This is a genomic window from Ensifer adhaerens, assembly GCF_002940685.1.
Classification (GTDB): domain Bacteria; phylum Pseudomonadota; class Alphaproteobacteria; order Rhizobiales; family Rhizobiaceae; genus Ensifer; species Ensifer adhaerens_E.
The window spans coordinates 70,447-89,425 of record NZ_PNFP01000016.1 but is presented as its reverse complement, the minus strand read 5'-3'; the positions used below and the strand labels follow the sequence as shown (position 1 = coordinate 89,425).

Below are 18,979 nucleotides of genomic sequence, written 5' to 3'. Positions count from 1 at the left end.
CCCGAACTTGGCTGCCGGACACTCCCAACGGCAGCCACCCAAGACGCTCAGGCGGTCATTCCCGGCCGCCTCAGCAAGGAAAGCCGAAAGACAGGAAATTCCAGATGCAAGAAGCGACCACCCATTTTGCGACGGAAGACGGCCAGAAATACCTGACGCAACTGTGCAAGCATTTCGCCCACAAGGTCGACGTTGAACAGGCAGGCGATCGCGCCGAGCTCCGGTTCTCCTGCGGCACCGGCTATCTGAAGGCCGCGGCCGATGGCCTGAGCATTCGCGCCAGCTCGCCCGACGATGCCAATCTCGCCGACACGAAATCGGTGATCGAAAGCCATCTTCTGCGCTTCGCGTTCCGGGAAGAGCCGGGTCCGCTTGCCTGGCAGCCCGCCGGGTAGACGGACCGCTCGCAAACACGTTCCGACAAGAAAATTCAATGTGTTGGTCGAAAACGCCAACGCAAATGCGCGGCTGTGCGTGTCGCGTGCCGAGGATCGACAGGATGCAATCGTCTAGGCAAATCGCAGAAATCGCCACCTTTCAAAGCTTCGCAAACTGCTACCTGCGGGAAGTGAACCCGGGCATTCGGGCCATGCATCGCGCCGCCGGCAGCGTCGTCGACTGCGTGGAGTGGTCTCTTCCAAGGCAGCAGATGATCCTGCGCGCCGAGGTGACGTCGCCGTCGCTCTGCGGCCCGCACCACTTCGGCAGGGTGTGGGGCAGGGGCGTTTCCGATGCCACCTGGCGCCAGATCGAACTGATATCGGCCCTCCATATCCTGGTGCACGAATGCTACCGCCAGGTCGATGAGGCCAAGGCCGACGCCTTGCGCGGCTTCGAGCTCGAACTCCTGATGCGCGTGCTCGAAAGCTACCAGCAGACGGCGCTCTACATCGACAGGGCCGAACCAGGACCGGTGGGCGGCGACCATTTCATCGAAGCGGAACAGGCGCTCGTCTTCGGACACTGGCAGCACCCGACACCGAAGAGCCGCCAGGGCATGACCTATTGGCAGCAGGAATCCTACGCCCCGGAGCTGCGCGGTCAGTTCAAGCTGCACTACTTCGCGGCGAAACGCGGCGATATCCGGCACGATAGCGCCCGCGAATTTGCAGCGCCCGAGATCGTGCGGTCTCTGGCCGGGCCGGATGCCGACGGGATCGCGCTTGCCGACGACGAATATCTGTTGCCGATGCATCCGCTCCAGGCCGAAGCCCTGCTGCTTGATGCCGATATCCGCGGCATGCTGGGGGAAGGGCGGCTGCGCCATATCGGCCCCGCCGGCCCGGCCTTCACCGCGACGTCGTCGGTGCGCACGGTCTACGGCGCCGATGCCGGCTGGATGCTGAAGTTTTCCCTTCCCGTGCGCATCACCAACTCCGTGCGCCTGAACCGTCGCCAGGAGCTCGAAGCGGGTGTCGCGATGGCAAAGCTGATCGACCGGATCGGTTTTGCCGAACGGTCCCGGAACTTCCGCATCATCCAGGACCCCGCCTATATCACGCTGGACGTGCCGGGACGCAGCGAGAGCGGCTTTGAAGTCATCCTGCGGGAGAACCCCTTTTCCGGCAACGGGGGAAGCGGCGTCGTCACCGTCGCGGCCCTGACGGCCGATCCGCTTCCGGGGCAGGTTTCCCGCCTCGAACGGCTGGTTCGGACGGTCGCCGCGCGCACGGGCGAGAGCCTGGCGGATGCGGCGCTCGCCTGGTTCCGCCGCTATCTCGACTGCGCCGTCGAGCCGTTGATCTGCCTTTACGACGACTATGGCGTCGCGCTCGAGGCGCACCAGCAAAACAGCCTGCTGGATGTCGGCGCCGGCTATCCGTCCGTCAGCTTCTACCGGGACAATCAGGGCTTCTACCTCTCGGAGCGCTACCGCAGCCTGATCGCCGGTCACGTTCCGGAGACGCAAGGGATCGCGTCGCTCTATTTTGCCGAGAGCGAAATCCGTGATCGCTTCGCCTATTACCTGATCGTCAATCAGGTCTTCTCGGTGATCAGCCGGATCGGCCATGACGGGCTCTGCGACGAGAGCCTGCTCCTGCGCGAACTGCGCACGCATCTGGAACATTATGCCGCCCGAATGACCGCAGCCGGTCGCGATTTTGCCCGTCACGTCCTCGACCTGCCGACGATCGTCTCCAAGGCTAACCTGACGACGCGCCTCTACGACGTGGACGAACTGCAATCCGGCAATGCGCCGACACTCTATCGCCCCGTGCCGAACCCGCTGCGGGCGCCGGCCGTTCTGACCGCGCCGAGGACCGATCATGCCATTGCCTCTTGATCTCAAGGGCCGCCCGGACGAGCGGGTGCTTCGCCAGCTCGTTGCCGCGCTGCTATACGAAGGCATCGTTGAGGCCAGCGCGCGCACCGACGGCGATGTCGCGACCTTTCAATGGTCGCTCGCCGGCCGGCAGTTCCGCTGCCGGGGCGCCATCGGTCCGTTTGGCCGGCTGCGGCTAGCCGCCGGATCCGTGGAGATGCACGATGACGCGGACGGCTGGGGCGTGCCGCCGTTGGCGCAACTGGTCTCCGCCTTGCCGGGCAGCGGTCCGACCCGCGGGAAGCTGCTCGACGAACTCACGCAGACGATTGCCTTCAGCGCCTGGAACGAGCGTCGCGTGCCTGCGCGGGCGCGCCGCGCCCTGTCGTTTTCCGAGCTGGAGGGTGCCCTCGACGAGGGGCATCCTTACCATCCCTGCTACAAGGCGCGCACCGGCTTTTCCGTCGCCGATCATGCGGCCTACGGGCCGGAAGTCGGGGGAACGTTCCAGCTCGTCTGGCTGCTCGTTGCGCGAAAACACCTGCGCCAGGCTCTGCCTTGCGACGAAGAGGCCTTCTGGCAGGCGGAACTGGGCGAGCAAACCTGGTGCGAACTCCGATCGAAGCGGCAGCAGCGCGGCGTTTCGCCTGACGCGTTCGGCCTCGTGCCGCTGCATCCCTGGCAATGGCGCGAGCTCCGTGGGGCCCAGCTTGCCGAGTGGATCGCCGCGGGCGAAGTCGTTTACCTCGGTCCGGCGGGAGACCGATACACGGCGACGCAGTCGGTCCGCTCGCTGTTGAACCGGGACCGGCCGCTGGCTTCGAGCATCAAGCTGCCGCTCAACATCGTCAACACCTCGTCGCGCCGCACCCTTGAACCGCATTCGGTCTGCACGGCGCCGGTGATCTCCCGCTGGATCGCCGGGATGGTTGCCGGCGATCCGGCCTTTCGTGAGCGTTATCCGCTTACCATCCTGCAGGAATATGCCGGCATCATCGCGGACGGCGAGGGAGCGTTGGCCGGACAGGTCGCAGCCATCTGGCGCGAAAACGCGGAAGCCACGCTCGCACCCGGCGAGGCCGTCATTCCCTTCAATGCCTTGATGATGGTCGAGGCGGACGGGCGCGCGTTCGCCGACGACTGGATCAGGCGCTTCGGCCTGATGCCGTTCATCAACCGCCTGATCGAAGTCGCCGTCCTGCCCGTCTGGCACCTCCTCGTGCACCATGGCCTGGCGGTCGAGGCGCATGGGCAGAACATGCTGCTGGTCCACCGCGACGGCTGGCCGGTCAGGCTCATCCTGCGCGATTTTCACGAGAGCATCGAGTTTTCGCCGGGCTTCCTGCGCGCGCCGGAAGAGGCGCCGGATTTCCCGTCGCTCAATCCAGCTTACCGGGAGGCCGAGCCCGACCAGTTCTATTGGACGGACAATCTGGATTCGCTGCGCGAACTGGTGATGGACACGCTGTTCGTCTTCAATCTCAGCGAGATCTCCCACCTTCTCGACCACTGCTACGACCTGCCGGAAGCGCTCTTCTGGCAGCGCGTTCAAACCGTGCTTGCCGCCTACGAAGCCGAGCACACCGCGACGGAGCGGCTGGAGCAGCTTGGCTGCGGCCAGCCCCGCATCCTGACCGAATCCCTGATGACGAGGAAGCTGCTCGCGCTCAAGCCGGAGTACCACCACGAGGTGGCGAACGCCTTGGCCGCAAGGACGCTCCAACGAAGGAGAAAGCCATGATCCGCATCGACGATAGGCTCTATGACGAGGCCTATTTCAGACAAAGCTCGGCCGAGCTCGCAGCCGAGATCGGCCTCGGCGCGCAAGATACCGGCCGCTATGCCGTTTGCTTCCAGGAAACGGTCGACTGGCTGGCGTTGTTTCTTGCCATCCGCAAGGCGGGTGCGAGCGTGCTGCCGATCCACCCGGGCACACCCTATCCGGCCGCACGCAAGCTCGCGATCGGCGCCGGCTGCGACCGGCTGTTCTACAACAGCCTGACCGCCGAAGTTCTCGATGTACCCGAGACGGAGGTACGGCACGGGACCTTGCTGCAGATGAGCTCCGGAACGACCGGCGCTCCGAAATGCGTGGCGCGAAGCTGGCAGGAGATCGATGCCGAGATCGAAAGCTACGTCAGCACCTTCCGCGAACCGGAGGACATGACACCGGTCGTCGCCTGCCCGACCACCCACTCCTACGGGCTGATCTGCGGTATCCTGGTGGCGCTGAAGCGCGGACAGACACCTGTCATCGTCAATACAGCGAACCCGAAGTATCTGCTGAAGGTACTGCGCGAGACCGAGCGGCCACTGCTCTATTCGTCGCCGGCGATCCTCAACACGCTGGCGCGGCTTCTGCCGGCAGGCGAACAGATCCACGCGACGATGACCTCGGGCACGCTGCTTCCCGATCCGTGGTTTGCCGACATTCGTGCCAAGAGCCGGTTCATGTTCCAGCAATATGGCTGCTCGGAGTCCGGCTGCATCGCCATCAATCCGGATGTGAGGTCCGCCGGCGACATGGGCTTCGTGCTGCCGCATCTGATAGCCGCTACCGGCGACAGCGCCGAGGACGCGGGCGAAATCGTCGTCAAAAATGGCGACGCCGCGCCGATCCACACCCGCGACCTCGGCTACCGCCGGGCCGACGGCATGCTGGTGTTCGTCTCGCGCATGGACGACATGATCAACGTCTCCGGCCTCAACGTCTATCCGAAGGACGTGGAGGATGCGGTGATGGCCATGCCCGCCGTGACCGATGCGGTCGCCTTCCGCAAGGCCGATCGTTTCGCCGGCGAGCGCGTTGCGCTCATCTTCAGCGCAGAGGCACCGGTGCCGCCGCAGGCGGTGCGTGAATGGTGCAGCCGTCACCTCGCGCCTCACCAGTTGCCGATGGAGATCCTCCAGGTCGAGGTCGTTCCGCGTCAGGCGAACGGCAAGATCAGCCGCCGCGATGTCGCGGCACGTCATCTGGCGGGCGAATTCAACAAACCGATCGCGGGAGCCGCATCATGAGCGAAAGCGAAGTTCTGGCGGCGATCGAAGCCGTCCTGACCGACAAGATGGCGCATGGGCATATGGACGGCTTCGGCCTCGATGCCCGTCTCAACGAGGACCTCTATCTCGATTCCGTGCTGATCCTCGAAATCTTCCTCAATCTCGAGCTCGAATACGGGCTGTCGGTGCCGGAAGAGGCGATCGCAAAGCAGGAGATCGAAACGGTCGCCGATCTCGTCGCTCTCTATGTGCCGAAGCCCACCGCCGCCATCGTGCCGGCCTTTGCGCTTACCGGCGGGACGACCGACGAGGGCGTGCACGGCGAGGCCTATTACGACATCAAGGTCCATTGCTTCGTCAGCTGCGTCTCTGACGGTCTGAAGCGAAACGGGCTCGACCAGCGGTCATTCTATTTCGGCGTCTGGGACGCCAAGTTCGCGGTCAGCGACCGTTTCGAGCTGCTCTACCACGCACCCGATATCACCCAGGAATTCTTCCGTGGCTGGTTCGAGCGGCTCTACGGCGTCTCGGTCGTCGAATGGTACGATCCGCAGCGCACCAAGCTCGACAACCTCGCGGTGCTTTTCGGCCTCCTCAAGCAGCGCAGCGAAACCGGCTCGATCATGGTCATGCTCGACATGTTCCACCTGCCGGAGCGGGAGAACAAGTTCAACCAGAACCCGTTCCCGCACTACCTGATGCTGCAGGAAACGGCCGATCCCGAGACCTGGTTCGTGCACGATCCCGACTACCGCTGGGAAGGCGAGATCGCCAAGGAAAAGGTCATCCATGCCATCATGCAGCCGACGGTCGGCGGCGGTTACGTCTTCGACAATGCCGAGGCGCGCGCGCCGTTTGCCGAGGATCTGAAAGCCTATTTCGAGGCATGCTTCGTCCGGGACCGCAATCCGCTGGTCGATGCGGTTCGGTCCATCGTTGCCGCGCATCTCGACGGGACGAACGGCGTCGCGCTCACGGATCTTGGTGCGGCGGTGCGCGAACTGCCCGTCATCACCATCCGCAAATACGCCTATGAGCACGGCTTTGCCTTCTACTGGCGGGCGTTGAAGTTGCCGGCCGCCGAGTTCGAGGCTTGGTGCGGGGACATCGAAGCTCTGGTTCAGTCGCTGAAGACCCTGCACTACGCGGTCATGAAGCTCTCCCAGACAGGCGATCGGGCCCTCGTGGGCGCTGTCATCGAGCGTCTCGACGAAGCGGACCGGCTGGAGACGAAGCTGAAGGTCAAGCTCGCCGAAGTCTTCGACCTCTGGTGCGACCGCGCCATCCCCCAGGATATTCCCTCCTTGAAGAGAGTTGCACGATGAGAGTTTCGCTCTGCACCATCACCTTTCGCCACCACCTGATCTCGCTCGACGAGATCGCGGCCTGGGCCGAGGCCAATGACTTCCAGGGGGTCGAGCTCTGGGGCGCGCATGCGCGCAATCTTTCGCCGCGCCTGGATCGCAACGCCGAATGGCTCGACGGCTACGGCCTCTCGGTGCCGATGATCAGCGATTACCTGCCGCTCGACGGCGACGTGGAAGCGCTGCGACACAAGGCGGTCGAGCTTTGCCGACTGGCGCGGCGGTGGCGCACCCGCAAGATCCGCACCTTTGCGGGAAGCCGCGGCAGCCTTGATGTCAGTGCCGACGAGCGGCAGCAGATTGTCGAACGCCTGCAGGAGATCTGCACTATTACCGCCAGCTACGGCATCCATCTGCTCGTCGAAACGCATCCGAAGACGCTCGCCGACACGGCGGCCTCAACCATGCGGCTGATCGAAGAGGTGGACCATCCCTCCTTCGCGATCAATTTCGACACGCTGCATGTGTGGGAGGGCGGCGACGATCCGGTCGCCGTGCACCGTGCGATGAAACCGCACATTCGCCACTACCACCTGAAGAATATCGTCGGCCGGGCAGAGCTTTCCGTCTTCGAGCCGGCCAACGTCTATGCCGCGGCTGGCAGCCGGCGTGGGATGACGCCGCTCTTCGAAGGGGTCGTCGACTACGAACGGTTCCTGACGGAGATCGCCGACGAGCCGTCGGTCGACGCGTCGCTTGAATGGTTCGGCAACGATTGCTTCGAGACCCTGCGTCGCGATCGCAGGCAGGTCCGCCAGGCGGTCGACGGGACTGAGCCGAACCGCCGGGCCGCCAGCCAATAGGCATTGGCCATCATGGCGGCACAATAGGCCCCGCGCCGGCTCGTGTCGGCGCGGGGCCTATCGTGTCTGAAGCCTGTAGATCTCGGTCTCTTCGCTTCGGCCGGCCAGGCAATGTTTGCCGAGCTGGGCGAGATCGGAGCGATCGTCATCGGCCACCAGACCGAAGGTTTCGCCGCTCAAGAGGATCACAACCTCTTCACCTGGCGCGATCGATTTGCCGAGCTGCTCCAGCCGGTTGCAGGCATTCACCGTGTCGCCGACGATCGTGTAGGCCGACCGACCGGTCATGCCGATATTGCCGGCAACGACGGACCCGGAATGGATGCCGATGCGCACCCTGAGGGGCGGAAGGCCCTTCAGGCGTCGCTCGGCGTTGTCGCGGGCGATCGATTTGGCGATCGCCCGCGCTGCCCGGATTGCACGATCGGCATGGTCCAGTTGCGCGTCGGGTGCGCCCCAGAAGGCCATGACGCAATCGCCGATGAACTTGTCGATGGTGCCGCCTTCGCTTTCGATGCAGTGGCCGAGCAGGTCGAAGTGGCTGTTGAGCAGTGCCGCCACGTCGCCGGCGCTGGTCTTTTCTGCCGTCGCGGTGAAATCGACGACATCGGTGAACATGATGGTGACTGTGCGCTGGGTGGATGCCAGGTCTTCACTGCCGATCAGGTGGCGCACGAGCTTCTTCGGCACATAGGTCTCGAGCCAGCGCAGGCCGGTCAGCATGGTGTTGTAGGCTTTGGCCTGTTCGTCGAGTTCGGTGAACAGGCTACCGGGGAGCGGCCGCAGGGCGGCAAAATCGAGCATGCCGACGGCACGGACCTCACGCGCCATGCTGGTGACGGGGCGAACGATCAGACGACCGACAACCCACGCGATGACGATCGCGACGAACAGCACCGCGAGACCGGCAATGCCGGCCCGCAGCAGGTCCCAGATCGGCTTCTCCACCGATTCGATCGGAACCTCGACGCCGATGATGAGCGGAGAAGGAGCGTAGCCGCGGATTTGGCGCGTCAGGATGACCCGCCCATCATCGCCGAGCTTGACCGCGCGCACCTCCATGTCCGAATCATCAAAGGTCTCGGGCGGTCCTTCCCACAGCGCGGCGAGAAACGGATCGCCCAGTTCGTCGAGCTTCGGCAGCCGATGTTCCGCCGACAGGAGCGGATGCCCCGCAGCCATCAGCGGATGGGCGAGGACCTGGTCGCGGCCGTAGAGGACGAAGGGCGTCGCCCCCGGGTTCGAGACGGCAATCTGGCGCAGGAAGTCGGACATGGTGTCGACGGTGATCGTGGCACGGAAAACGCCGGCAAATTCACCGTTATGGTTTGCCGGCTGCTGCAGGTTCGTAACCGAGGTGCGTATCGCCGGATCGGGTACGAAATAGACAGGCCCCCAGTGGGGTGTGCCGCTGCGCCGCGCTTCCTCGATCTCCGCACGCTCGTTGGCGCTCGTGACCTGGTCGGTATAGGAAAACACACCCTTCGGGCCTTGGGTAACGCCGATGATATCGCCGTTGGGCTTCACAAAGGAGAGCACGCGAACTTGCGGGGTTGCCGCCAGAGCGCCCGTCATGACGCGTTCGAACTTCGACGAATCCTTCGGGTCGAGACGCCCGGCACCGACTTCACGCGCCAGAAAGGCGAGTTGGTCCTCCACCGGCGAGAAGCGGCTGCCGATTTGCGTCTGCACTGCTTCGAGGCCGAGATGCGCCGACTGCACCAGCAGGTCGCGGGTCGTGCCGGCCGACATGAACCAGACGACAGAGAGGATGACGGCCGCGGTCAGGGCGACCAGCGCTGCCATCACGATCGCCAGCGTGCGCGACAGGGAGATGGTTCGGTTGTGTGTTTCGGCGTCAGTCGCCTTGGTCGTCTGCACGTGCATGTCCCATGTTGCAGCAGGTGCGCGCAATTCGCGTCGCCCCGCAAGGAATGCACCGTCTTCTAGCTGTTTGGGGCTTTTTTCCAAGCGCGTGCCGGAGTTTCTTGGCCTGCGTCAATCTGCCTTTTGCAGCCGCTTGCTGATCGGCGCGAACTCGGGCGTCGCCTTGCGCGGCGTCGTGTCGCGCTCGTTGGCCTCCATTTGCTGCCAGTATTTCCACCCGACCTTCCTTGCGCCGAGTTCGTAGTCCATGCCATCCCAGGCATCCTCCCGGAAGCTGTAGAAGGCCCAATGCAGGTCGTTCTTGTCGAGCGCGGTCAACACGTCTTCGAGATAGGCCTTGCAGCCGGACCACAGGCGCATGCAGCCGAACTCGCCGGCGACCAGCCGATTGAGCGGCACGCCCTTGTCCTTTGCCCATTCCACCGGCGCCGCAAGATATTTCGCGACCCGCACCTTGTCCCACGTCTCTTCGTTGTCGCCGAAGGGCACCTTGCCGGGATAGGCGTAGGGCTTGTCGCGCTTCATGTTGGGCGCGCTCGTCGCCGCATAGGGCTCGTACATGTGGAAGCTGTAGAGCACCTTCTGGTCCGAGAGCGCGGCTGGCCAATAGGAAAAGGCGTCGGCAGCCGCATACCAGCCGGCATCCGCCATGATGGGCGTTGCCGGATCGACTCCGCGGATGGCGGCGATCACGGTCTCGTAGAAGGCCCGGAGATCGGAGGCGCTGCCTGCCTTATCGTCGTACCAGGCTTGCATCGTCTTCAGGTCGGCATGTTCGACAAGACCGTTGTTCTTCTCGGGCGCAGGCTCGTTGACGATGTTGTAGGCGGCAACGGCTGGATGGTCCTTCAGTTCGCGGGCCAGATCCCGCCAGAAGGCCGCGACCTGCCCCCACCAGGCCTTGTCTCGCCAGAGCCTGCCGTCGAATTTGTTGCCGTTGTTCTGCGCCCAGCGCATGCCGGGAAGCGACAGCGGCGCGATGACGACCTTGAGGCCTGCCTTGTCGGCGCGGTCGAGCGTTTCCCTGAGCGTTTTCAGGTCTGCCGGCGGTATGCCCTCGTACTTGTCGGCGTCGCCGATCAGATAGTCGCGTTTGGCAGGTTCCCACTTGTCGTAGGACAGGCGCACCCAGGTGGCGCCGTATCCCGCCAGCGCCGCGAAATAGGCCTCGTCCGGCGGCAGCCGGTTGAAACTGTTGCCGCCGTGCCGGGGCGTGTCCCAGAAGCCGATGAGGTCCGCAGCGCCTGCCGGCGTCGCGAGGCAGAGGGCAAGAAGGGCGGAGGCAACGACGCGCATGTATTCGATCCTGCAGGCTTCGGGTTGGCGTCGTAAACTACTGGCGGATGGTTTCAGTGATGTTCCCTGGGGAACACAGGCGTGCCTTGTCCAGATCCCGTCGATCTTGCCTCAAGACGGTGCCAGGGCTTCTTTCGGGGCGACATTGGCTTCGCCGAGCGCGATGACCGTGTCGGCTTCCGTGATCACCGATCGCCTGTGGGTGATCGCCAGCACCGTCACGTCGCGGGCAAGCAGCCGGATATGTTCCATGATGTCGCGCTCGGTCGCTTCGTCGAGCGCGGAGCTTGCTTCGTCGAGGAACAGGATCGCGGGATTGCCGTAGAGCGCGCGGGCGATGGCGATCCTTTGGCGTTCGCCCCCTGACAGTTTCAGGCCGCGTTCGCCGACGGTGGTGTCGAAGCCAGCGGGCAGCGCGGCGATGAAGGGGAGGATCGCGGCCTTCTCGGCAGCCTCGCGCAGCCTTGCCTCGTCGCGCGGGCGGCCGAGCAGGATATTGTCTTCCAGGCTCTCATTCAGCAGCACGACGTCCTGCGGCACGACGGCGATCGCGCCGTACCAGTCGGCCCGGTCGATGGCCGCAAGGTCGGTGCCGTCGACAAGGATTCGGCCCTTGTCCGGCTCCATCGATTTCAGCGCCAGCTTGAAGATTGTCGACTTGCCGGACCCGGTCTCGCCGGTGACAAAGGTGATGCCGCCGCGGCGGGCGGCAAAGCTGACCGCGTCCAGCCCGCGGCCATTGTCGTAGGTGTAGCCGACGTCCTCGAAAACGACGCGCCCGTCACGCGGGGTAAAGGCCGTTGCCTGTGATACCTGCCGTTCCTCCGGAGCGCTCCACATTCTGGCCATCGGCCCAAGGTCGGCGCGCGAGCGCGCAACGTCGTCGATGGCATGGGCGATCATTTCGAACGGCAGGTTGAGCTGCAGCAGAAGCGTGTTGAACAACACGATTTCCCCGATCGACAGGGTGCCGGCCTCGTAGCGCGGCAGTAGCAGCCAGAACGTTACCGCAAACTGGATCGCGAGCCCCAGACCGAGCAGGGCGATCGAACCGAGGCGCTGCAGGACGAAGGCGCGCCAGTTGTCGCGCACCTCGCGCGCCTTGGTCGAAAAGCGGTGGCTCATCCAGCCGTGGCTGCCGAAATGGCGCAACGTTTCCATGGCATTCATGGCGTTGCCGACGAAGCGGGCATTTTCCTGTCCGGCCTCCACGGCCCTGTCGAGATAGACGCGGGCGCGGCGGGTGGAGACCAGCGTAATCGCGATCGCCGCCGTGCCGTAGATCACCGTGATCGCGACCACTTCGGCATTGATGAGGGCGCCGAGGGTGGCGAGCGTCAACAGGATCTGGACTGCGCCCGGGATGAAGGCGACGAGTCCCAGCTCCACCAGCGTGATCAGCGCGCTGCGTCCTCGGGCGTTGGCGTTCTGGATCTGCGCCGGATTGTGCTCCACGAAGAAGACGGTCGTCTTCTTGAGGATGCGTTCGAAGAAGCGGGTGCTGGCGATGAAGCCGAGGTTCTCGGCGGTCATGAACGAGAGATACTGCACCATGTGCTGCAGGGCCGCGGACAGGCCGAGAAGCGTCGCGTAGATCACGAAGCCCCACAGGAGACCGGAAACGAGGGTTTCCTGCGACAGCCGGTCGATCAGCCTGGAAAAGAGATAGGGAGCGGCGACGCTGCTGACGCTCGAAACGAACACGATCGTCGCCATGGCAAGCAGCATCCAGCGATCTGCCCGCCAATAGGCGCGCAGCACTTCCGAGATCGGCCGCAGCAGATCGGGCCTGGCGTTTCGAAACATCGTTTCATCCTCGGTCTAGTCTGAAACCCGCCCATTGCCCCTATAGGTCTTTTGCCAGGAATGCGCAACGAAAGGGCGAATATTCCTGTCTCATTCGACCTCTGGTTTGCGAGAAACGGCGGGTCGAGCGCAATCGCGCCCGCGATCGCGGGTGTGCCGATGGAGGAGGGAATTGCCGGCGTGCTTCTCGCTACGCTTGTGGCGAACGGACTGGATCATGGATCTTGCGTCGCGCCGTTCTGCGACGCAGCGAACTCCCGCCATGTTGCGCCGTCGGCAGCGCGCATCCGTTCTGTCGACGGTACGAGTGGTCGATCGGGGCCGACACCGTCAGACCTGGGCCAAATGATCGTCGGCGATTTTCTGGTAGCGCCGCTCGACCGGCACATAGTCGGGCGTACAGGTGACGCTTCTGGATTTTGGAAGGCGCACGCATGCTCTGGCCGCGGGGCCTGCGGCGCATGATGGTTCGTCTTCGATGGTTCGGACGGCGATTGCCGAACTAGGGAAAGAGGAGAGCCGCTTGTCCGGCAGCCGTACGCCGGCCTGCCGTCAGCGCCATTGCGGATGCCGCGAGCGCGTTGCGGTCGAGCCGGGAGTGGCGGTAGAGATCGCCGATCGTGCCGGTCTGGCCGAAATGCTCGACGCCGTGCGCGATGGTGCGGTGGCCGGCGACGGCACCGAGCCACGAGAGCGCTGCCGGATGGCCATCGAGCACGGTGACGATCGCGCAGTGGCCGGGCAGCGGATCGAGCAGCCGCTCGATATGGCTTTTCGCACGGGGGTTGCCACGGGCGCGCTCGCGCTGCGCTGCCGTCCAACCGGCATTGAGACGGTCAGCCGAGGTGACGGCGAGCACGCCGATGTCGCGGCGGACCTCGCCTATAAGGCCGGCAGCGGCAATCGCCTCGTCCGCCACCGCACCCTGATAGGCAATGACGATATCGCAGTTCGGCCCTGGCTTGCGCAGCCAGTAAGCGCCGTCGATCGCGCCCTGGCGGAAGTCGTTGTCGACCCGTTTCAACGGTTGCTCCAGCGGTTTGGTGGTGAGCCTCAGATAGACGGAGCCGCCAGTCTCGTCGCGCAGCCAGGTGCGCTCGTCCGGATCGTTGTCGCCATCGCGCTGCAAGTAGTCGAAGGCCCACTCCATGATGACGGCGAGTTCATCGGCAAAGGCGGGCTCGAAGGCTGCAAGGCCGTCCTGGCTGATCCCGATGAGGGGCGTGCCGATCGACTGGTGCGCGCCGCCTTCCGGCGCCAGCGTCACGCCCGAGGGCGTGCCGACGATCATGAAGCGGGCGTCCTGGTAGCAGGCATAGTTGAGCGCATCGAGGCCACGGCAGACGAAGGGGTCATAGACCGTACCGATCGGGATCAGCCTTTTGCCGAAGAGCGAATGGCTGAGGCCGGCGGCGCCGAGCAAGAGGAACAGATTCATCTCGGCGATGCCGAGCTCCACATGCTGGCCCTCCGGCGTGAACTCCCACTTTGCCGTCGATGCAATACGGTGCTCGATGAATGCGTCGGCGAGCGGCTGGCGGGCAAAGAGCTTGCGCCGGTTGACCCAGGCGCCAAGACTGGTGGTGCCGGTGACATCGGGCGACGTCGTGAGGATGCGTTCGGCGAGGTCCGACTTGCCCTTGGCGAGATCGTCGAGGATCTTGCCGAAGGCCATCTGCGTGGAAATTTCGCGCTGCGTCTCAATGGCGATGGCGGGCACCTCCAGCCGGTGATCGGCGTGGCGGCGCGTGCCTTCGGCAAAGAAGGGGACCGCGGCGAGGAATGTCTTGAGCGCCTGACGATCCGCCACTCCGGCGAACGGCTCCCATTCCTCGCCGGGCGCGACACCCATATGCGCCTGCCATTCGGCAAACTGGGTCGTCGTCATCAGGCCACCGTGATTGTCCTTGTGGCCGGCAATCGGCGTGCTCCAGCCCTTGATCGTATAGGCAAGGAAGCAGGTCGGCCGGTCATGGTCGATCGCGGCGAAGGTTTCGGCCATCGTCTCGACGCAGTTGCCACCGAGGTTTTCCATCAGCGCCGAGAGCTCGGCATCGCTGCGTCGGTCGATGAGGGCGGAGACGTCGCCCTGGTCGCCGAGATCGTCGGCAAGCCGCTTGCGCCAGACGGCACCGCCCATGAAAGTCAGCGCCGCATAGTCCTGGTTGGAGCAACCGTCGATCCAGTCGCGCAGCTTGCTCCCGCCCGGTTCGGCAAAGGCCGCGCGCTGCAGCACGCCATATTTCACCCGCACCACGTCCCAGCCGAAGGCGTCGAAGATTTTCTCGACGCGCTCGAACAGGCCCTCGCGCACGATGCCGTCGAGCGACTGCCTGTTATAGTCGATGATCCACCAGCAATTCCTGAGGTCGTTCTTCCAGCCCTCCTGTAGCGTCTCGTAGACATTGCCTTCGTCAAGTTCGGCATCGCCGACGAGCGCCACCATGCGGCCGATCTTGCCCTCGCCCCATTGTTTGGCGCGGACGAAATCCTGGACGATCGAGGCGAGTGCGGTGATGCCGACGCCGAGACCGACCGAGCCGGTCGAAAAATCGACGTCGTCGACATCCTTGGTCCGGCTCGGATAGCTCTGCGCCCCGCCAAAGCCGCGGAAGTTCTCAAGTTTCTCGCGGGTCTGCCGGCCCATCAGATACTGCATTGCGTGGAACACCGGTGCCGCGTGTGGCTTGACGGCGACACGATCCTCCGGCCTGAGCGCCGAGAAATAAAGCGCCGTCATGATCGAGGCGACCGAGGCGGAGCTTGCCTGGTGCCCGCCGATCTTGATGCCGTCGACCTTCGGCCGGATGTGGTTGGCATGGTGGATCATCCAGTGGGAGAGCCAGAGCAGGCGTTTTTCGATGGTCTTCAGATGGGTCGTGTCGGTCATCGCCAGGTTCCGATGGAGAAGGACGGAAGGTGACAGGGTGCGGACGGCGTTTCAGCCGTCCTTGTAGTAGTAGCTGTAGCCGTTGAGCGCCGGCGCGCCGCCGAGATGGGCGTAGAGGACGCGGGACCCCTCGGGAAAGAAACCCTTGCGCGTAAGGTCGATCATGCCTTGCATGGACTTGCCCTCATAGACCGGATCGGTGATCATCGCCTCGGTGCGGGCCGCAAGCCGGATCGCCGCGTTGGTTTCTTCCGAAGGTACGCCATAGGCGGGATAGGCGTAATCGGGATTGATCACGATCTCGTCTTCGCGGATCGCCCTGCCGAGGCGAACCAGTTCTGCCGTCGAGTCGACGATCCTTCGAACCTGGGAGCGGGTCTGCTCGAGCGTGCCCGATGCATCGATGCCGATCACCCGATCGGCGCGGTCCTGTGCGGCAAAGCCGACGATCATGCCGCCCTGGGTGGAGCCGGTGACGACGCAGACGACGATGTAGTCGAAGGTGAAGCCAAGCTCCTTCTCCTGTGCCGCCACCTCTTCGGCGAAGCCGACGTAACCGAGTGCGCCATACTTGTGCACCGAGGCGCCGGCCGGGATCGGGTAGGGCTTGCCGCCGGCATCCTTCACCGACTGGATCGCATCTTCCCAGCTCTTGCGGATACCGATGTCGAAACCGTCGTCGACGAGCCGGCTGTCCGCTCCCATCAGCCGTGTCATCAGGATGTTGCCGACGCGGTCATAGACCGCATCATAGTGCGGAACCCATTTTTCCTGGATGACGACGCACTTCATGCCGATCTTGGCGGCGGTCGCGGCAACCATGCGCGTGTGGTTCGACTGGACGCCGCCGATCGAGACCAGCGTGTCGGCGCCGGACGCGATCGCGTCTGGCACGATGTATTCGAGCTTCCGGAGCTTGTTGCCGCCCATGGCGAGACCGGAATTGCAGTCGTCGCGTTTGGCATAGATCTTGACCTTGCCGCCGAGCGCCGCGGTCAGTCGCGGCAAATGCTCGATCGGCGTCGGGCCGAAGGTGAGTGGGTAGCGTTCGAACTTCTCAAGCAGTGACATGATCCAGGCCTCCCTGTGAAAATTGTAGGAGAAGGATAGGCGAAGTCGCGTGAAAGGTGCTCTCTAAGTTGCTGTCCGAAATTCTCCGGATCGAATAGAATTCCGGTCGAGTTTCATCTTTCTTCAATAAGCGGGATAGAAAATGAAAGATTCTTCCGAGGAGGATTTTGACCGGATCGATCTCAAGATCCTGCGTGCCCTGCAATCCGAAGGACGGCTGACGAACGCCGACCTCGCCGAGCGGGTAAACGTCAGTCCGGCGACCTGTCATCGGCGAACACAGAGGTTGTTCGAAGAGGGGCATATCACCGGTGTGAGGGCCGAGGTCGCGCCGGCAGCGGTCGGTCTTGGAGCGTTGGTGATGGTCGGCGTTGTGCTCGATCGTTCGACGCCCGAGAGCTTTGCCGCCTTCGAGGGCGCGGTGCTGGAGATGAAGGAAGTGCTCGACTGCAATCTCGTTGCCGGCGACTTCGACTATCTCTTGAAAATCCGGGTCCGAGACATGGCGGACTTCAACAAGCTGCACGGCCAGAAGCTGATTGCGTTACCGGGGGTGCGCCAGACGCGCACTTTCTTTGTGATGAAGGAAGTCAAGGAGAACGCCCGGCTGCCGTTCTGACGGCCGTCGAACGATTGGACTTTCGCATCGACGGGCACGCGAGACCCGGCGCGTCTTCAGCGCGCCGGATGCGGCCCAACAGGTGCAGCCCGATCAGACCTGGACGAAATGATCGTCGGCGACCTGCTGGTAGCGCCGCGCTTCCGGCACGTAGTCGGGCGCGCGCAACGGGCTCTTGAGCTCGTCGCTGGCGACATTGCGGCGGGTGTGGCGTCGGGTCGGATCGGCGATCGGCACGGCTGCCATCAGCTTCTTCGTATAGGGATGCTGCGGGTTCTCGAACACCTGCGTGCGCGAACCGATCTCGACGATCTCGCCGAGATGCATGACGGCGACGCGGTGGCTGACACGCTCGACGACGGCCATGTCGTGCGAGATGAACAGATAGGCAAGACCGAGGCTCGCCTGCAGGTCGAGGAGCAGGTTGATGACCTGCGCCTTGATCGAGACGTCGAGTGCTGAGACGGACTCGTCGGCGACGATCACCTTCGGGTCGAGCGCCAAGGCGCGTGCGATGCAGACGCGCTGGCGCTGGCCGCCGGAGAACTCGTGCGGATAGCGCGCCGCCATGTCGGCCTGCAGGCCGACGCGTTCCAAGAGGTCGGCGACCTTCTCGCGCGCCTGCCGCGCCGTGCCGAGCTTGTGCTCGAGATAGGGTTCGGCGATGGCAGCCCCCACCGTCATGCGCGGATTGAGACTGGCAAAGGGGTCCTGGAAGATCATCTGCATGGTGCGGCGCATCTCGCGCAGCTGCCTGCGGTCCATTTTGAGCACATCCTGGCCGTCGAGCGTCACGGAGCCGCTTTCCGGCTCGATCAGCCGCATGATGGCGCGACCCGTCGTCGACTTGCCGCAACCGGATTCACCGACGAGCGACAGGGTTTCGCCCGGCTGCAGGCTGAAGGAGACGTTTTCGATCGCGTGCACGCGGCCTTTCAGCTTGCCGAGCAGGCCGGCGTGAATGTCGAAGCGCTTGACGAGGTTCTTGACTTCGAGGATCGGCTTGCGGCCGGATTGCACCGTATCGGTGGCTTCCGCCGATGCGGTCGGCAGCCCGGTCGCGGCGTCGATGACGGGAAAGCGCATCGGCTGGCTTTCGCCCTTCATCGAGCCGAGCATCGGCACGGCCGAAAGCAGCGCCCGGGTATAGGGGTGCTTCGCCCGAAGGAAGATGTCCTCCGTCGGCCCGGTCTCGACCGCGTCGCCGCGGAACATTACCACGGTGCGGTCGGCGATCTCGGCAACCACGCCCATATCGTGGGTGATGAAGAGCACCGAGGTGCCTTCCTCCTCCTGCAGCACCTTGATCAGGTCGAGGATCTGGCCCTGGATGGTGACGTCGAGCGCCGTGGTCGGCTCGTCGGCGATCAGGAGCTTCGGACGGCTCGCAAGCGCCATGGCGATCATCACGCGCTGGCGCATGCCACCGGAGAAGCGATGCGGGTACTCGTCGAAACGCGAGGCGGCCGAGGGAATGCGGACCTTTTCGAGCAGCCGGATGGTCTCGGCCCTCGCATCGGCCTTCGACATCGGCCTGTGGCAGAGCAAGGCTTCCGAGATCTGGTCGCCGATGGTGAACAGCGGGTTGAGGCTGGTCATCGGCTCCTGGAAGATCATCGCCACGTCGTTGCCGCGCACGTTGCGCATCTCGCTTTCGGGCAGGTCGAGGATATTGCGCCCGCCCATCATCACCCGACCCCCGATCCGGCTCGTCTCCTTCTGCAGGAGCCGCATGATCGAGAGCGACGTGACGCTCTTGCCCGAGCCGGATTCCCCGACGATCGCGACGGTCTCGCCCGGCGCAACCGAGAAGGAGATGTCGCGGACGACCGGTTTCCAGGCACCGTCCACCAGGAACGACGTGGTCAGGTTCTCGACGGAGAGAACGGGCGCCGTCGAACGGTCCTTTGGGGCTTGGGTCTCGGTCATCTCGTCTCCTCCGTCAGGTGCTGCGTGTCGGTGTCTGGTCGTCGTCGCGGT

Annotated in this window: 13 protein-coding genes; 7 read left to right on the top strand and 6 right to left on the bottom strand. The window is 64.2% G+C overall.

Going from position 1 to position 18,979, the window contains the following annotated elements:
- Window positions 1-104: 104 nt before the first annotated feature.
- From C1A35_RS27320 to C1A35_RS27295, 6 genes are all read left to right on the top strand, one after another.
- The gene (locus C1A35_RS27320) at window positions 105-395 is read left to right on the top strand and encodes a DUF2218 domain-containing protein (RefSeq protein WP_104667384.1); all 291 of its coding nucleotides are present in this window, start codon (window positions 105-107) and stop codon (window positions 393-395) included.
- Between the two features lie 104 nt (window positions 396-499).
- Window positions 500-2,284: an IucA/IucC family protein gene (locus tag C1A35_RS27315; RefSeq protein WP_104667383.1), complete on the top strand. Its 1,785-nt coding sequence runs from the start codon at window positions 500-502 to the stop codon at window positions 2,282-2,284.
- On the top strand, window positions 2,268-4,004 hold the full coding sequence (locus C1A35_RS27310) for an IucA/IucC family protein (protein ID WP_104667382.1): 1,737 nt from the start codon (window positions 2,268-2,270) through the stop codon (window positions 4,002-4,004). Before C1A35_RS27315 ends, C1A35_RS27310 begins: the two co-directional genes overlap by 17 nt.
- A complete protein-coding gene (locus C1A35_RS27305; RefSeq protein ID WP_104667381.1) occupies window positions 4,001-5,281 on the top strand; it encodes an AMP-binding protein in 1,281 nt (426 codons plus the stop codon). Before C1A35_RS27310 ends, C1A35_RS27305 begins: the two co-directional genes overlap by 4 nt.
- The gene (locus C1A35_RS27300) at window positions 5,278-6,588 is read left to right on the top strand and encodes a DUF6005 family protein (RefSeq protein WP_104667380.1); all 1,311 of its coding nucleotides are present in this window, start codon (window positions 5,278-5,280) and stop codon (window positions 6,586-6,588) included. Before C1A35_RS27305 ends, C1A35_RS27300 begins: the two co-directional genes overlap by 4 nt.
- On the top strand, window positions 6,585-7,430 hold the full coding sequence (locus C1A35_RS27295; protein ID WP_104667379.1) for a sugar phosphate isomerase/epimerase family protein: 846 nt from the start codon (window positions 6,585-6,587) through the stop codon (window positions 7,428-7,430). The genes C1A35_RS27300 and C1A35_RS27295 overlap by 4 nt, the downstream gene beginning before the upstream one ends.
- Before the next feature lie 57 nt (window positions 7,431-7,487).
- Here C1A35_RS27295 and C1A35_RS27290 read toward each other — a convergent pair whose 3' ends face one another.
- From C1A35_RS27290 to C1A35_RS27270, 5 genes are all read right to left on the bottom strand, one after another.
- Complete coding sequence (locus C1A35_RS27290) at window positions 7,488-9,311, bottom strand: adenylate/guanylate cyclase domain-containing protein (protein ID WP_158665180.1); 1,824 nt, start codon at window positions 9,309-9,311, stop codon at window positions 7,488-7,490.
- A gap of 117 nt (window positions 9,312-9,428) precedes the next feature.
- Window positions 9,429-10,613, bottom strand: a complete 1,185-nt coding sequence (locus C1A35_RS27285) for a glycoside hydrolase family 5 protein (RefSeq protein ID WP_104667377.1) — start codon at window positions 10,611-10,613, stop codon at window positions 9,429-9,431.
- Between the two features lie 111 nt (window positions 10,614-10,724).
- On the bottom strand, window positions 10,725-12,419 hold the full coding sequence (locus C1A35_RS27280; RefSeq protein ID WP_104667376.1) for an ABC transporter ATP-binding protein: 1,695 nt from the start codon (window positions 12,417-12,419) through the stop codon (window positions 10,725-10,727).
- Window positions 12,420-12,921: 502 nt separating this feature from the next.
- Window positions 12,922-15,309: a 1-deoxy-D-xylulose-5-phosphate synthase N-terminal domain-containing protein gene (locus C1A35_RS27275; protein ID WP_104667375.1), complete on the bottom strand. Its 2,388-nt coding sequence runs from the start codon at window positions 15,307-15,309 to the stop codon at window positions 12,922-12,924.
- Between the two features lie 51 nt (window positions 15,310-15,360).
- Window positions 15,361-16,380, bottom strand: coding sequence for a 1-aminocyclopropane-1-carboxylate deaminase (locus tag C1A35_RS27270; RefSeq protein ID WP_104667374.1), 1,020 nt, complete (start codon window positions 16,378-16,380; stop codon window positions 15,361-15,363).
- Between the two features lie 142 nt (window positions 16,381-16,522).
- Between C1A35_RS27270 and C1A35_RS27265 the strand changes: the two genes are divergently transcribed.
- Entirely contained in the window at window positions 16,523-16,999 is a 477-nt protein-coding gene (locus tag C1A35_RS27265; RefSeq protein ID WP_104667373.1) for an Lrp/AsnC family transcriptional regulator, read from the top strand.
- Between the two features lie 93 nt (window positions 17,000-17,092).
- Here the strand turns inward: C1A35_RS27265 and C1A35_RS27260 are convergent, their stop codons facing one another.
- Window positions 17,093-18,928, bottom strand: coding sequence for an ABC transporter ATP-binding protein (locus C1A35_RS27260; protein ID WP_104667372.1), 1,836 nt, complete (start codon window positions 18,926-18,928; stop codon window positions 17,093-17,095).
- Window positions 18,929-18,979 lie beyond the last annotated feature (51 nt).